The organism is Pseudomonas sp. EB271-G4-1 (genome assembly GCF_058791355.1).
Window position 1 is genome coordinate 1 of record NZ_JBYTEO010000031.1, and the last position, 15,070, is coordinate 15,070.

The 15,070-nt window shown below is 54.7% G+C and carries 13 protein-coding genes; 7 read left to right on the top strand and 6 right to left on the bottom strand.

All coding sequences use genetic code 11. From position 1 onward, the window contains the following. Positions 1 to 183 precede the first annotated feature (183 nt). Genes AC3WWR_RS16840 through AC3WWR_RS16850 form a run of 3 tightly spaced genes read right to left on the bottom strand, consistent with a single transcriptional unit; the run spans position 184 to position 3,653 of the window. Positions 184 to 1,092 carry a LuxR C-terminal-related transcriptional regulator gene (locus AC3WWR_RS16840; RefSeq protein ID WP_033045467.1) on the bottom strand — a complete coding sequence of 303 codons (909 nt, stop codon included), beginning with the start codon at positions 1,090 to 1,092 and terminating at the stop codon, positions 184 to 186. Then, positions 1,089 to 2,507, bottom strand: coding sequence for an aminotransferase (locus AC3WWR_RS16845; protein ID WP_432668434.1), 1,419 nt, complete (start codon positions 2,505 to 2,507; stop codon positions 1,089 to 1,091). Before AC3WWR_RS16845 ends, AC3WWR_RS16840 begins: the two co-directional genes overlap by 4 nt. A gap of 39 nt (positions 2,508 to 2,546) precedes the next feature. After that, the gene (locus tag AC3WWR_RS16850) at positions 2,547 to 3,653 is read right to left on the bottom strand and encodes a polyamine ABC transporter substrate-binding protein (protein ID WP_020795665.1); all 1,107 of its coding nucleotides are present in this window, start codon (positions 3,651 to 3,653) and stop codon (positions 2,547 to 2,549) included. Between the two features lie 218 nt (positions 3,654 to 3,871). Between AC3WWR_RS16850 and AC3WWR_RS16855 the strand changes: the two genes are divergently transcribed. The 3 genes from AC3WWR_RS16855 to queC all read left to right on the top strand — a co-directional run bounded on the left by AC3WWR_RS16855 (position 3,872) and on the right by queC (position 6,852). Then, on the top strand, positions 3,872 to 4,654 hold the full coding sequence (locus AC3WWR_RS16855) for an enoyl-CoA hydratase-related protein (protein ID WP_020795666.1): 783 nt from the start codon (positions 3,872 to 3,874) through the stop codon (positions 4,652 to 4,654). Further along, the gene (locus AC3WWR_RS16860) at positions 4,651 to 5,832 is read left to right on the top strand and encodes an acetyl-CoA C-acyltransferase family protein (RefSeq protein WP_151142918.1); all 1,182 of its coding nucleotides are present in this window, start codon (positions 4,651 to 4,653) and stop codon (positions 5,830 to 5,832) included. Before AC3WWR_RS16855 ends, AC3WWR_RS16860 begins: the two co-directional genes overlap by 4 nt. Positions 5,833 to 6,153: 321 nt before the next feature. Next, positions 6,154 to 6,852 (top strand): 7-cyano-7-deazaguanine synthase QueC, encoded by a 699-nt coding sequence (queC, locus tag AC3WWR_RS16865; protein WP_020795668.1) that lies wholly within the window; start codon positions 6,154 to 6,156, stop codon positions 6,850 to 6,852. A gap of 55 nt (positions 6,853 to 6,907) precedes the next feature. Here queC and AC3WWR_RS16870 read toward each other — a convergent pair whose 3' ends face one another. Then, on the bottom strand, positions 6,908 to 7,780 hold the full coding sequence (locus AC3WWR_RS16870; RefSeq protein WP_020795669.1) for a queuosine precursor transporter: 873 nt from the start codon (positions 7,778 to 7,780) through the stop codon (positions 6,908 to 6,910). Then, positions 7,773 to 8,369, bottom strand: coding sequence for a helix-turn-helix domain-containing protein (locus AC3WWR_RS16875; protein ID WP_020795670.1), 597 nt, complete (start codon positions 8,367 to 8,369; stop codon positions 7,773 to 7,775). Before AC3WWR_RS16875 ends, AC3WWR_RS16870 begins: the two co-directional genes overlap by 8 nt. Before the next feature lie 424 nt (positions 8,370 to 8,793). On the opposite strand from AC3WWR_RS16875, the gene AC3WWR_RS16880 reads away from it, so the two are divergent. From AC3WWR_RS16880 to AC3WWR_RS16895, 4 genes are all read left to right on the top strand, one after another. After that, a complete protein-coding gene (locus tag AC3WWR_RS16880; RefSeq protein ID WP_033039860.1) occupies positions 8,794 to 9,171 on the top strand; it encodes a DUF6124 family protein in 378 nt (125 codons plus the stop codon). A gap of 41 nt (positions 9,172 to 9,212) precedes the next feature. Further along, positions 9,213 to 9,467, top strand: coding sequence for a hypothetical protein (locus tag AC3WWR_RS16885; protein ID WP_033039858.1), 255 nt, complete (start codon positions 9,213 to 9,215; stop codon positions 9,465 to 9,467). A 180-nt stretch (positions 9,468 to 9,647) separates the two neighbouring features. Beyond that, complete coding sequence (locus AC3WWR_RS16890) at positions 9,648 to 10,766, top strand: HlyD family secretion protein (RefSeq protein WP_020795676.1); 1,119 nt, start codon at positions 9,648 to 9,650, stop codon at positions 10,764 to 10,766. After that, positions 10,763 to 12,340 (top strand): DHA2 family efflux MFS transporter permease subunit, encoded by a 1,578-nt coding sequence (locus AC3WWR_RS16895; RefSeq protein ID WP_020795677.1) that lies wholly within the window; start codon positions 10,763 to 10,765, stop codon positions 12,338 to 12,340. Before AC3WWR_RS16890 ends, AC3WWR_RS16895 begins: the two co-directional genes overlap by 4 nt. Before the next feature lie 11 nt (positions 12,341 to 12,351). On the opposite strand, the gene AC3WWR_RS16900 is transcribed toward AC3WWR_RS16895, so the two are convergent. Next, positions 12,352 to 14,943 (bottom strand): putative mucin/carbohydrate-binding domain-containing protein, encoded by a 2,592-nt coding sequence (locus AC3WWR_RS16900; RefSeq protein WP_151142920.1) that lies wholly within the window; start codon positions 14,941 to 14,943, stop codon positions 12,352 to 12,354. Between the last annotated feature and the right edge of the window lie 127 nt (positions 14,944 to 15,070).

Here is a 15,070-nt window from a genome sequence, read left to right on the forward strand (position 1 = left end):
GAAGGCAGGAGCGAGAAAAGCTGAAGGCTGCCCAAGGCAGCCTTCAGCTATGAAACATGTTTACCGGACACTAGTGACGCTCCGCGTGGGAATGCAGCCCGGGACGCTCTGCGTCCCCTCCAGCGCTGGAACGCGGAGCGTCCCTTGAGGCATTCCCACGCGGAGCGTGGGAACGATCAACGCTCAATGCCCGCGCAACCACTCGATAAACAGCGCAAACAACTCCGACTGCGAACCCACCTCCAGCTTCAGATACAGGTTCTTGCGGTGCATGCGCACGGTTTCCGGTGAGATGTTCATCTGGCTGGCAGTGGATTTCACCGAGTGCCCCCGCAGCACCATGTGCGCCACTTCGCGCTCGCGTTCGGTGAGCAAGTCACAACCGAACTGTTCGAACGCCGTTTGCACCCGATGCTTGAGATCATCGCGCAGGCCTTGATCGTTATCGCCCTGGATCTCGTCACTGCGCTGCAGGCCACGGCGACTGAATTCGCTGATGAATTCGCGCACCAGCGGTTCGACGGCGCGCAGCAGATTCAACTGCTCCACCCGCAGGCATTCACCGCCGAAACCTTGAAAGAGGCTGACGGAGATTTTCGTGTCGTTGCCGGTATCGACGATGTAGTAGCTGTCTTCCGAACAGTTCGCCTTCAGGTAATAGGTCTTGTAGTAATCACTGTCGAAGAAGTTGTCCGGCGCAATTTCCTCCAGGTGATAAAACCCCTGTGCCAGTCCCTGCTCCACCGCCAGGCAGAACGGGTCGAGCAAGTAGCCCCCGGCAAAATAGCGCTCAAGAATCGAGACCTGATACTCTTGGGCAATCCCGCGCTGATACAGCAACTGTGGTGCGCGGTCCTTGCGCTCCAGGCTGATCATCATCGACTCGATGGACACCAGCTGCGCCAACGCCGACGCCAGGTATTGCAGCGCGTCGGGCTCATCGATATGGGCGAACGCCTCGCGCATGCCCCCATGCCATTTATGCAGTGCCCCGAAGGGCATCGTGATCAGTGTTTCGTCGTTTGGCTTGCTCATGCCACGCAGTCTAGCGGGTGAACAGTCCCTTGGTAACGACCTGAGGGTTGAAATCATTGGCCGAAATACTGGCCGCTCGCCTCAAGCTCGGCCGCCACTTCCAGGATGCACTCGCGCAGGATGTCGACGATCTCATCGACCTGTGCATAAGTCAGGATCAGCGGCGGCGACATCACGTTAAGGTGCATGATCGGCCGCACCAGCAGCCCCCTCGCTTGTGCCCGCACATGGATTTTCTCACCAATGTTGATTGCGTCGGCGAACAACGCCTTGGTGCGTTTGTCGGCGACGAACTCCACGCACGCCATCAATTTCAGGCAACGCACATCACCCACCAGGGGCAGGTCGCGCAACGTGGCCAGGCGCTGCTCCAGGTAACCGCCAACATCGTCGACGTGGGCCAGCAGGTTTTCCCGCTCGATGATTTCAATGTTCTTCAGCGCTGCCGTGCAGCACACCGGATGGCCGCTGTAGGTGAAGCCATGGGTAAAGCAACGGCCCTGGCCCGGCTCGGCAATGACCTTCCAGATGCGCTCGGAAAAGATGCACGCGCCCAGCGGCAGGTAAGCCGAAGTCAGGCCCTTGGCGGTGGTGATGATGTCAGGCTGCACGTCGAACACATCCTTTGACGCGAAGAACTTGCCCAGGCGACCGAACGAAGTGACCACCTCGTCGGCGACGAACAGGATGTCGTAGCGCTGGCAGATTTCCCACATGCGCTTGAGATAACCCTTGGGTGGAATGATCACCCCGCCTGAGCCCATCACCGGCTCGGCAAAGAAACCGGCGACCTTGTCTGCGCCAATCGACAGGATCTTGTCCTCAAACTCCTTGACCAGGAACTCGAGAAACTGCGCCTCGTCCATGCCATCCGGCGCACGGTAGGGATTGGGGTTCGACACGTGGTGAATCAGCGGGTTGGCGTAATCGAACTCCGGCACCCGGTCGGCAGCCTTGTTGCCGATCGACATGGTCAGGGTGGTGGAGCCGTGGTACGCGTTGAAACGGGCGATGACGTGCTTTTTTTCCGGCAGGCCGCGGCAGTTCTGGTAGTACTGGATCAGCCGGTAGGCTGTGTCCACGGCAGTTGAGCCGCCGGTGGTGAGGAACACGTGATCGAGGTCGCCGGGCGCCAGGCTGGCGAGTTTTTCGCACAACTCGATGGCGACGTTATTGGCCATGTCGGAAAACGGGTTGGAATAGGCCAGTTGCCGCACCTGATCGGCAATGGCCTGGGCCATTTCCTCACGGCCCAGGCCGATATTGGTGCACCACATGCCGCCCACGGCATCGAGAAAGCGGTTGCCCTGGGTGTCGTAGATATAGGCGCCATCACCGGCGACGATGTTCAAGGAGCCTTGTTCGGCATGCTCGTCGAACACGTGATAACCGTGCATATGGTGGGCCTTGTCGGCCTTGACCAGCCGGGACTCGTCCGCTGGGGAAAAAACGCTGCGTGTTGGCGTCGCCATAAATAAACCTCTAACCGGATTGACTAACGATCGAACGAATCAGATGCCGCTTTTCACCGTGCTCCAGACACGGGTCATGGCGCGCATGTCCTTGGCGTCCTGGGTCTTCTGCGGGAACAGGCGCTCGCGGGTGGCGTCATCGGGGTAAATCGCCGGGTTATTGCGCACATCGGCATTCAACAAAGGCGTGGCCGCCGCGTTGCTGTTGGCGTAATGGATGTAGTCAGTGACGTCCGCCATCACCTGCGGTTGCATCAGGTATTCAAGGAATTTGTGCGCATTGGCGACATGGGGTGCGTCCGCCGGGATGTACATGTTGTCGAACCAGATCAGCGAGCCTTCCTTGGGAATGAAGTAGGACAGGTTGATGTTCAACTTGGCTTCTTCCGCGCGGGCCATGGCCGTCGCGTAGTCGCCGGACCAGGTCATGGCCATGCACACATCGCCGTTGGGCAGGCTGGTCAGGTAATTGACCGAGTCGAACTTGCGGATGTACGGCCGCACGGACAACAGCAGTTCCTGCGCCGCCTTCAGGTCATCCGGCTTGGCGCTACGGGGATCACGACCGAGGTACTTAAGCGCCAGGGGAATCACTTCGGTGGGCGCATCGACCAGGGTCACACCGCAGTCGGCGAAGCGCGAGACGATCTTCGGATCGAAAATCATTGCCAGCGAGCCGATCGGCGCATCCGGCATGCGCTCCTTGATCTTGTCGACGTTGTAGGTGATGCCATTGCTGCCCCAGGTATAAGGTGCCGAGTAGGTGGGGCCCGGATCGAACCCTTGCAGGTCGTGCAAGACTTTCGGGTCCAGGTTGCTCCAGCCCGGCAGTAGTTTCTTGTCCAGTGGCTGGAACACCTTGGCCTGGATCAGCGGCGGCGCGAGGGATGCATTCAGCACGATCAGGTCGTAACCGGAGTGGCCGGTGAGCAGCTTGGCCTGCACCGTTTCATAGGCATCGAAGGTGTCGTAGATCACCTTGATACCGGTGGCCTTTTCAAAATCGGCCAGGGTTTTCTCACCGATGTAGTCCGCCCAATTATATAGCCGCAGCGTATTGGCGCCGTCCGGCTCGCCAGCGTGGGCACTCAGGGTCAGCGGTACAACAAACAGACTGGAAATCACCTTAAGCAGTGTCTTGCCCATAGCAAATGCACCTTATCAAGCGAGTTCGGCTCTGGATGAGCGGATGAACCTACTATTGGTGGATTCGCCAGGCGGCACCATACCCCGAATGGGTGTGTGGGCGGTTTTACCGACGCGATATGGCAAAAAGCATCAGCTCGGTTGACCCGTTTTGTCATAGCTGCGGGGTTCCCCTGCCGCTTAAAGTGGCCGTCGAACCGACTCTGCAAGAGCCCGCAATGACCGACCTGATCAAACAAGACTATCGCGATGGCGTGCTGACACTGACCATTGATCGTCCCGACAAGCTCAACGCCCTGACCAACGCCATGTACACGCGCTTGGCCGACCTGCTGTTTGCAGCTGACGAGAACGATGAAATCGGGGTGGTCATCGTGACCGGTGGCCCGAACTGTTTTACCAGTGGCAACGACCTGGTGGATTTCCTGCAAGAGCCGCCAACGCACCTGGACAGCCCGGCATTTCGCCTGATGCGCGCCGTGACCCACCTGCGAAAGCCGTTGATCGCGGCGGTTTGCGGGGCCGCCATCGGCATCGGCACCACCCTGCTGCTGCATTGCGACCAGGTGCTGGTGACCCGTAATGCCAAGCTGCGCACGCCGTTCGTCAATCTGGGCCTGTGCCCCGAGTTCGGTGCCAGCCTGCTGCTACCACGCCGACTGGGCCAGGCACGCGCGGCGCGCCTGCTGTTGTTGGGCGACAGCCTTGATGGCAGCGAAGCGGTGGCCTGGGGCCTGGCCAACGAAGCCTTCGATGACGGCGAGCAGTGCCTGGCCGCGGCGGCAAAAATTGCCCAGCGCTTCCTGGCGATGCCCCAGCAAGCCTTGCGCCAATCCCGGCAGCTGATGACCCAGGCCGGCATGGCCGAACTGCAAGCCACCCTGCGCGAAGAAAACCTGCTGTTCATCCAGCGTCTCAACACCGTTGAGGCAAAAACGGCCTTGAACGCCCTGCTCAATCGCAGTACAGATAAGAATCCAGCAAAAGGAACACAGCCATGAACACCCCGGAAATTTACGTCGTCAGCGCCGCCCGTACCGCCATTGGCACCTTCGGCGGTTCACTCAAGGACGTGCCACCGGCCGATCTCGCGACCACCGCCGTGAAAGCCGCCCTGCAAAAGGCCGCCGTTGACCCGGCGCTGGTCGGTCATCTGGTGATGGGCCATGTGATCCCGACTGAAACCCGCGACGCCTACATCTCCCGCGTTGCCGCCATGAACGCCGGCATCCCGAAGGAAACCCCGGCCTACAACGTCAACCGCCTGTGCGGTTCGGGCCTGCAAGCGATCATCAGCGCGGCGCAGACCCTGCTGCTGGGCGACGCCGACATCGCCATCGGCGCCGGTGCCGAGTCCATGAGCCGTGGCCCGTACCTGCTGCCATCCGCTCGTTGGGGCGCGCGCATGGGCAACGTTCAGGCCGTCGACTACATGCTCGGCATCCTGCATGACCCGTTCCAGAACATCCACATGGGCATCACCGCGGAGAACGTCGCCGCACGCAACGGCATCACCCGTGAAATGCAGGATGCCCTGGCCCTGGAAGACCAGAAACGCGCAGCCCACGCGATTGCCAACGGCTATTTCGTTGATCAGATCGCGACCGTGGAAATCCCGGATCGCAAGGGCACCAAGCTGTTCAACGTCGACGAGCATCCACGCGCCACGTCCCTGGAACAGTTGGCGGCGATGAAGCCGGCGTTCAAGAAGGACGGCTCGGTCACCGCCGGCAACGCCTCCGGTCTCAACGACGGTGCTGCCGCACTGGTCATGGCCACCGGCGCTGCGGTCCAGGTCAACAACCTGCGCCCACTGGCCCGCCTGGTCAGCTACGCCCACGCCGGCCTCGAACCGGAACTGATGGGCCTGGGCCCGATCCCGGCCACGCGCCTGGCGCTCAAGCGCGCCGGCCTGACCGTCGCCGACATGGACGTGATCGAAGCCAACATCGCGTTCGCCGCACAAGCCTGTGCCGTCAGCCAGGAGCTGGACCTGGACCCGGCCAAGGTCAACCCGAACGGCTCGGGCATCGCCCTGGGTCACCCAGTGGGCGCTACCGGCGCAATCATCGCCACCAAGGCCATCCACGAACTGCACCGCATCAACGGCCGTTACGCACTGGTGACCATGTGCATCGGCGGTGGCCAGGGCATCGCGGCGATCTTCGAACGCGCCTGACCCCTGTCCCGCAGGACCTGTAGAACCTGTAGGAGCTGTCGAGTGAAACGAGGCTGCGATCTTTGATTTGAACAATCAAGATCAAAAGATCGCAGCCTGCGGCAGCTCCTACAGGGCTGTGTCTTTTCAAGTGAGCCCCATACCCGACGACCATTCCCGTCGCACCACTACCCTTCGGAATTTCCAGATATCTGCCAATAACTGACAGATTCGGAAAGCGCCGACAGCCATCTCGGAAACGTCCCACAGCCACAGTTTGATCTTCCCGGTACGGTCAATGCCCCCAACACACGTTGGATTCCCTCCAAGGAAGAAAAAAGCATGACTAAAAAGGCAGTTATCGTTTTCAGTGGCGGACAAGACTCAACCACCTGCTTGATCCACGCGCTACCGCTGTTTGATGAAATTCACTGTATTACCTTCGACTATGGACAACGCCATCGCGCGGAAATTGAAGTCGCGCAACAACTTTCCAAAAAGCTTGGCATAAAAGTGCATAAGGTATTAGATACTTCATTGCTTAATGAGCTGGCCATTAGCAGCTTGACGCGCGACAACATTCCCGTACCAAGCACAAGCAACGCAGGACACAGTCTACCGAGCACCTTCGTACCCGGTAGAAATATTCTGTTTTTAACTTTGGCGTCTATTTACGCCTATCAAGTGCAAGCGGACACCGTCATCACCGGTGTTTGTGAAACCGATTACTCTGGCTATCCTGATTGCCGGCATGAATTCATCGAGGTGCTGAACAACGCCATCGCGCTGGGAATGAATTACAAATTACACCTTGAAACTCCGTTAATGTGGTTAAACAAAGCGGAAACGTGGGCATTAGCTGACCACCATAATAGCCTGGACTTGATCCGCGACCATACCTTGACTTGTTATAACGGGATGAAAGGCAGCGGCTGTGGCAATTGCGACGCCTGCAATCTTCGTGCGAAAGGGCTGAATGACTTTCTGGAAGACAAGGAGAAAACCATGAAAACCCTGAAGAGCAAAATAAGCCTAAAATAGCTAGCACGTTATCGGGCGGTATGAATTCCAGATTGTTAATTATAGCCTCCACAACTTATACCGCCTGAGCTCCAGCCACATATTTCTTGAACAGCGACCTCGCACCATAGGCGGGCAACACGTTGAACACAGCAAAGCACATTTTGATGACTATCTGAACATAAACTATATTCAGGATTTCGTCATTTTCCATGGAGCCATAAAATGCAATAAAGCAAAAAATAAAACTATCTATTATTACTGCAAAAAAGGTACTAAAGAAAACCCGCAAAAAAAGAAACCTTGAACTTGTAAGTTCCTTTATTTTACACAGCAAATATGAGTTTACGTACTCAGAAAAAAGAAACGATACCGATGAGGCTACTAATGCAGACGAGACATGACCAATAACCTTATTGTATGATCCGTCAAGCTCCCAAGTAGGCAGCCCAGGAAGAAAACCAGTGACAGTGAGTAACACCAGAATAAAGGCATTGCTTGCGAAAGCAAAAAATATCGCTCTCCTTGCAAGCCTAAGCCCATAAGACTCATTCAAAAGATCAACTATTAAAAAGGTCAATGGATAGAGGAAAACGCCAGGAGTAACAACAATATCGAAATACTCTAAATATACAAGTTTAGCTGCTGCAACATTCGTAAAAATATAAAGAGCGAACAGCATTAGATTTAGAGCGACATAGGTCATCCACGACCTTTCATGGCGATCAGCGATCTCATAAGCCGTCAAGGCCGAGCCGCCAGAATAAAACTTTCTGTATACGTCTTTTATTTCAACCTTATTAAAGTTATCCATCACCTCACTTTTCATCAACTCAGCAAGTTTGATCTTGATAATTCTTCCTGTGGAGACAACCATAACCAAAGCAAGACTATTGCTCTTTTCAAACCCCAGCAGCCGGTAGCTACTGTTTTCCTGACTTCTACCCATTGAATCTTTCCTCTATTATTTCCCCCACAACACTAACAGCATCCAAATCAAGAACAGACTCACACGTCACAAGCAGTTTTTTCGTTATTTTGTCATAGATGAGCTTTTCTTTTTCACCACTCGATGATCCTTTTTTCACTATCAATAGATCTCCAGGCTCGTTCATGCCAACAATTTCATTCTCCAGCAGCACAGCGATGAGATTGCAAGCGGTACCAAAATAATAAGTAAGAGGATGAGTTGCAGCCAGTTCGCCGATTCGCTTGTCAAGGCTCTGAAAAAGCAAGCTTTCTTTGATGATAGGTACCGCAGCTGGATTCATGTTCCCCTGCAGAGAAACACTACTTTCTATAATCTCCTTCTCTTCAAAATCAACCGTCTCTATTTCCTTGTAAGACACCCCGAAAAAGTCAGAAATCTTACGAATAGTGGATTGCTGAACGTTGACGACTTTTCCTTCAAGAATGTTATAGATTGTTGTTCTGGTCAAACCACTTGAATTGCACAACGACAGCCGAGTTTCCCCGCGACTTTTTATTAGATATTTAATATTGCTCTTCAGTTTTTCTGTCTTCTCTTTTTTATACATTAAATATCTACCACTTAAATTATCCATCAAAAGATCTAATCTACCCTGATGTTTTTTTGATCAGCCCCGGTTTCCTGCACCCTGCCCTCCGAGCGAAAAACAATACTGCAACCACACCTAACAGCCGTCAAACAATGTTTCACAGCATCACATTCAGCGTCAATTCCTACAGCCCTACCCTACTTACATTGAGGATATTTCTTACAGAACCGGAAATCTTCTGGCGAATAAACCTTCAGAAAAACGAAAACGATTAGCACCGCAACTAAACATGAATCATTTAATTACATAGATGTTCATTTTTTTGATTAATTAAATGGTATTTTCTGGTAATAACTTTAGCGGCCCGCCAACTCATGCAGTGCCGCTAACCAATCCTGATTGACGGCATGGGTAGGCATTTCAACTCTGCAAGGACCTCGACATGAAAAAGACCGCCCCCCATTCCGCGCAATCGCCCGACCCGTCGATCTACGAACCTATCGATATCTCCAAACTCTCCGAGATCACCGAACCCCTGGTCAGCGCGCGCCTGCGCAATCCAAATCGTCCCGACCCTGTCAGCCACGTCTTCACCATCATGCCGAACATCGACACTGAGTCCTTGCTCTGTCACGCCTGTGAAACGCTCGCGTCCCTGAATGTCATGGCCACCGACCTTGCGTGTGAACTGGAAGGCTCGCGCCGCAATGTCATGCTGGCGATTCAGCAATTGGCCGTGCTGGGCGAACTACTGGTCAATCGGGCGCTGGACAACCTTGACCCACCGGGTGGTTTCCCCGAGGTACCGCCAAACAACTAGCTGAGTGGTCACGCTCTATTACCCAAAGGAGGTTTTTTGTCATGGATCGATATATGCCTGTCACCGGTATCGACTGTAGTGTTCCATCGTTGCTGATCGATACCGAAGCACCACTGGACGTGCTGCACGAAATTGCGGCCTACCGCATCCGCACCGCGACTCAACTGCTGGAAAGCTTTGCGCTCAGCGAAGGCGTTCACAGTGATTTAGCCCGGGTGCTGGTGACCTCATTGCGCGATGGCTGTGATTTGTTGGATGTGATTGGCCGTCGATTGCAGGCGCAACTTTCGGCTTAAGACAACAGGACAACGACGGGCGCCTGTTGGCGCCCTTCACAATCGGTCACCTGCCACCAGGCACTCATTCATTTTCTCCCCCACAACTACCTGACAGCCGGCAGCAAAAACCATTTGCGACAAAATATGACATGCGTCATATTACGCACGTAATTTAATGGCCTCCACAGGTAATCCTCCATGACCAGCATGCCCACCGTAGAGCCAGACCTTGCTGTCCCGGTGAACACTCCCAAGCCGCTGCTCAAACGCCTGCTCCTGCCGACACTGGGCATCGCCGTGTTGGTACTTGCTGGTATGTACGCCGCACACTGGTGGACCGCCGGCCGGTTCATCGAGGAAACCGACGACGCCTATATCGGTGCTGACGTGACGGTGATCGGGCCGAAGGTGGCGGGTTACATCGATGAAGTGCTGGTGACCGACAACCAGCAGGTCAAGGCCGGCGATGTGCTTATCCGCCTCGACTCACGCGACTATCGCGCCAACCTGGCCAAGGCGGAAGGCGCGGTGGCGGCTGAAGAAGCCCTGCTCGCCAACCTCGACGCCACCGAACAACTGCAACAGGCCGTCATCGGCCAGGCCCGCGCCGGTATCGATGCCGCCGGTGCCGAAACCGCTCGTTCGCGTGATGACGATGCACGCTACAAAAAACTCGTCGCTACCAATGCCGTTTCAGTGGAAAGCGCACAACGGGCGAACGCCACATTCAAGACCGCGCAGGCCCAAAGCAACCGCGCCCAGGCCGAGTTGCTGGCGGCGCAACGGCAGTTGAACGTGATCGCCACGCAAAAACAACAAGCCCGCGCCGCCCTGATTCAGGCTCTCGCCGAGCGCGACCTGGCGCAGCTGAACGTCGGCTACACCGAACTTCGCGCACCGGTAGATGGGGTGATCGGTAATCGCCGGGCACGAGTGGGCGCTTATGCCCAGGCCGGTTCGCAGCTGCTGTCAGTGGTACCGTCCAGTGGTTTGTGGGTCGATGCCAATTTCAAAGAGGATCAACTGGCACGCATGGTGCCTGGGCAGCGAGTCATCATTTACGCCGACGTTCTCTCGGGCCAGGAATTCCACGGCCATCTGGACAGCCTGGCACCGGCCAGCGGTTCGCAATTCAGCGTGCTGCCGCCGGAAAACGCCACTGGCAACTTCACCAAGATCGTCCAGCGGGTACCGGTGCGCATTCATCTCGACCCGGCAGACAGCGTGCTCGGCCACCTGCGCCCCGGTCTCTCGGTCACCGCCGAAGTGGACACACGCAAGGAGCCTGAAACGCCAGCCGTGGCCAGCGCGCCATGAGCCGCGCCCTCGCCGCCCCGGCACCACCGTTCAATGCCGCGAGCATGGCGACGGCGACCAAGGTTTTCGCCTTCGCCAGCATGTGCATCGGCATGTTCATTGCGCTGCTGGATATCCAGATCGTCTCGGCGTCGCTGCGTGACATCGGCGGCGGGCTCTCCGCCGGCACCGATGAAACCGCCTGGGTACAGACCAGTTACCTGATCGCCGAAATCATCGTGATCCCCCTCTCCGGCTGGCTATCCCGGGTGTTCTCCACGCGCTGGTTGTTCTGCGCCTCAGCGGTGGGTTTTACCCTGACCAGCCTGTTATGCGGCATGGCCTGGAACATCCAGAGCATGATCGCCTTCCGGGCCTTGCAAGGGTTTCTCGGCGGCTCGATGATTCCGATGGTGTTTACCACGGCGTTCGTTTTCTTCACCGGCAAGCAACGGGTGATTGCCGCTGCAACCATCGGCGCGGTGGCATCCCTGGCGCCGACCCTGGGGCCGGTGATCGGTGGCTGGATCACCGATGTATCGTCCTGGCACTGGCTGTTCTACATCAACCTGGTTCCGGGGATTTTCGTCGCCGTGGCGGTGCCGATGCTGGTGAAAATCGACCAGCCTGAACTGTCGCTGCTCAAAGGCGCCGACTATCTGAGCATGGTGTTCCTGGCGCTGTTCCTCGGCTGCCTGGAATACACCCTCGAAGAAGGTCCGCGCTGGAACTGGTTCAGCGACCACACGATCCTGACCACGGCGTGGATCAGCGGTCTGGCCGGCTTGGCGTTTATTGGCCGCACCCTGCACGTGGCCAACCCGATCGTCGACCTGCGCGCCTTGAAAGACCGCAACTTCGCCCTCGGCTGTTTCTTTTCCTTTGTCACTGGCATCGGTCTGTTCGCCACCATTTACCTGACACCGCTGTTCCTCGGCCGCGTCCGTGGCTATGGCGCGCTGGACATTGGCCTGGCGGTTTTCTCCACCGGCGTGTTCCAGATCATGGCGATTCCGCTGTACGCCTTTCTGGCCAACCGCGTCGACCTGCGCTGGATCATGATGACCGGCCTTGGCTTGTTCGCCTTGTCGATGTGGGATTTCAGCCCGATCACCCATGACTGGGGAGCCAAGGAATTGATGCTGCCGCAAGCGTTGCGCGGGATTGCCCAGCAATTGGCGGTACCGCCTGCGGTGACATTGACCCTCGGCGGCCTGGCGCCAGCGCGGCTGAAACATGCGTCGGGGTTGTTCAACCTGATGCGAAACCTGGGCGGCGCCATCGGCATCGCCGCCTGCGCGACCATCCTCAATGACCGCACCAACCTGCATTTCACCCGATTGGCGGAGAACCTCAACAGCACCAACGAAGCACTCAACCAGTGGCTGTCCCAAGTTGGCCACAACTTCGCCGCCCTCGGCCAGAGCGGCGACGTGGGTGTCACCGCCAGCCTGCGCCAGCTCTGGCTGCTGACTTACCGCGAAGCGCAAACGCAAACCTACGGCGACGCCTTCCTGATGATCATGGTCTGCTTCATCGTCGCCACGGCGATGGTGCCCTTGATGCGCAAGGTGCAACCACCGGCTGCGCATTGAGGCCTGGCGTGTTACGCCTGCATGTCCCCAGTATCCGATTCGTTGGTCGATACCGGCCAGTAGCTGGACAGATTCAAGCGTTGCGGACCTCCGATTTGAACATGTTGCACGTGCCCGACTGAAATTATGCTCCCGCTAGAATTATTTACGATCCAACTGCGTGTGGCTTCCCTGTGCATGACACTCACTTCACTCCCCGGCACCAACGGCAACTGCACATGACTCGCTTGAGCCCAGACATCTCCGCGAAACTCCTGAAGGTAAATTATTTCGCCCTTCTCTGATTTCACCATCACCGACAGGTAAGTCGATGCAAAGTAACTATGGGGGCGACCTGCATAAAAAACCAAGTCAATTGTACGCGCCAGTAGTTGCATATTTAAGTAACCAACTGCGCGACCACCGTTCCCTTGCCAATACCAAGTAAAGTCCCACCCATCAACTGTATGATTGACGGGCGGCCGTACGAATTCAATCTTGCGATAACGTTCAAACAGCTGACTCCTTACGGGTTCCGCGAATGTATTGATCGCCCTACGAAGATCTTGTTTAACTGGATACTCATCATGTATAACAAGATGCGGATGCGTATAAAAAGACTCCGTACACTTATCAATTTCAGACCTTAGATTTTCACCAGCATTAGTCCCAAGACTGACATTGACAAGCCCTTGCTCAGTCACCACCAACTCATTGATAAGTGCCCACCTATCAATCACTGCCGACTCCAGGCTGCTAGATACAAATAAGCGCGATGGCTCCCTGTGCATAACCTCAATTGTAAAACCCGTTGAAATTGCAACTACCGTAGAATACAACTCGGTTTTCTCACCCAACATTTCTCGAAAAAAAACGACATCACCATGTACATTTTTTACTGTTATCCGCGCATACACTTCTTTCTCAAAAAGACTGTGCGGAGCTGGATAAACAACATCGACCAACAAGCGCCCCCTAGAAACCTGCACGTCAAGCCTGCAAAAAACACCATATAAGCCTCCCAAACTTACAACCTGATCTACCAGATAACTTCCGTCCTTTTTAACGTAGGAACAATTTATTTCATTAGGTGCATCTCTAATCACGGCATAACACCTGACACTCTGATATTCCCCGCCGCGTACAGAAGGCAGTTGCAATGCATAGACCCCCAAACTCAAGCCGCTCACAATAACCGTCGCACTTTTTATTTCAACAACCCTGGCCATTCCTTGACCATTTCCTAGTAAAAGAGACTTACCCCGTAGTTCCCTTAATAAAATCCCATCAAAATTAATCGTGATGCTAGCCGTCAAACCAGTGATGCTTAGCTGAGAGCTACTGACAAGATCCACTGGGCTTCTCAACCCTAGCTGCGCCTGAATCTGTTTCAGACTATTGTTCTTAACCAGTAAATAGAGAGGGTAAACCGGAACAGCATTGCTAAAAGAATTCCTGATTGTCTGCTGCAGAGTCAGTGGCGCACTGGCAAACGACATAAACTCGGAAGTATCAACATTAGCTTTATCAATAGTGACGTCACTCAAAAGATCCATCGCCGGATGGCTGTCAGCCCGAAACCTTGGCTCATTACTGAGTCGACGATAGCGCTTGTGAAACTCGGCCATACTCGGATCGCCAGCACACCCAAATATCAACAGAAAAAAATACAGCGTTAACGCTAAATTGTTGCCAACTGTCCCTTTGTCGAACTCTTCCATAGCTATTGTATAAAGACGTTCCTCGCCGCTAGCGTATAGCCACCCTTTTCGATAAAACTCATCCCCTAATACCTTAAGTTGATAACTTGCGGCGAACACATTATTCCAAACCTCACGCAGATTGATAGAGCTGGAGTCCCTGAACAGCCCCTCGTAACCATGACCTATTTCATGAATACTGCCCCAGTTGGCCCCGTCAATATTAAGCCAAAATTCTGCAACAGAATCTTTTGACTCCGCTGTCCACGACCATCCATAGTAGGCGGCACCGGGCCCTGACTTATCCGCCTTCATAAAGTAGCGATTAGGGATGTTTTTATCGGTCGGCACAGTTGGATTAAATGAAAGCCCAGCAAGGTAGTTGAAGTGCTCAAAAATACCATCATAGTACGCAGCCAGGCTTTGTAAGCCAGATCGTTGATGCATAGCCCACAGCACCGCCTTGTCTTTAGCCGGAATCAAAATCATTGCACAGTCAGAAATATACAATGCGAATTCTGCTTCCAGCAGATTCCAGTCTCTAAAAAACTTATCCGCCTCTAATCCCGCCTGGCAAATTGGTAGATACTCACCACCGTCTACAAAATCCACCTCAATACTAACAAGCTCTCCAGCGGAGTCAGTGTACGGTGTCGTTAAAAAAAGTACTGACGTATGACTGGCTACGATTTCCCCCCACTGGGTAGTCACTACGGCATGGTGTTCTTTTTCCCGATCATCATTCAATAAATTCAGCGTAACGCCCATATCTAAGTGCGGGTGAGATTGCCGAAATCTAACTTTTTTTCCTGCAGAAAGAATCATATTAAGGGCATTTCGATCATGATAAATGCCTTTACTAAGCCCTGAGCTGAGCAACCAATCTGGCCGCTCAAGGCTGTAGATTTCATACGTGACGGCCATATCAAATTCCCCCATGGAAAAGCGTTCAACATCGAACGAATCATAGACGCGGGAAGCAAGTTTATGTAACTAGCACAACTGATAGTTATTTAGAACCAAACCATTTAACAACTGCAGCATGAAAGGA